The following is a 287-nucleotide window of genomic DNA, read 5'->3' as shown; positions in this document are numbered from 1 at the left end:
TGTACAGTCCGGGGACATGGTAGACAGGTATTCGGGGACATGGTGAACACTTTTTAACATCCTTTACCCATGGTGATCGACTTTTTCTTCAGGTCGATCACCCCCACTTTCGTGCTGTACCACCACACTTCATAGCAGCCGTCATCCTGTGTCTCCCTCAGCCCGACCCGTTCTCCCCTGAACGCCTTGCCTGCGCTCAGACTGACACCCTGTATGCTCAGCTTTCCGCTGACATCCACTTTCCTGACCTTCACCCCTTCATCGTACTCAGGTGGCGTTACGCTGCC

1 pseudogene is annotated in these 287 nt (G+C 54.4%); it reads right to left on the bottom strand.

Annotated features, from left to right (window positions below):
* Positions 1 to 53 precede the first annotated feature (53 nt).
* Positions 54 to 287: pseudogene (locus IM273_RS21815) on the bottom strand (IS481 family transposase); the annotation flags it as partial.

It is taken from the genome of Enterobacter cloacae complex sp. P13B, from assembly GCF_014895915.1.
In the GTDB taxonomy this organism is placed as follows: domain Bacteria; phylum Pseudomonadota; class Gammaproteobacteria; order Enterobacterales; family Enterobacteriaceae; genus Enterobacter; species Enterobacter bugandensis.
The sequence above is the reverse complement of the archived record's forward strand: the minus strand, read 5'-3'. Positions and strand labels throughout refer to the sequence as shown.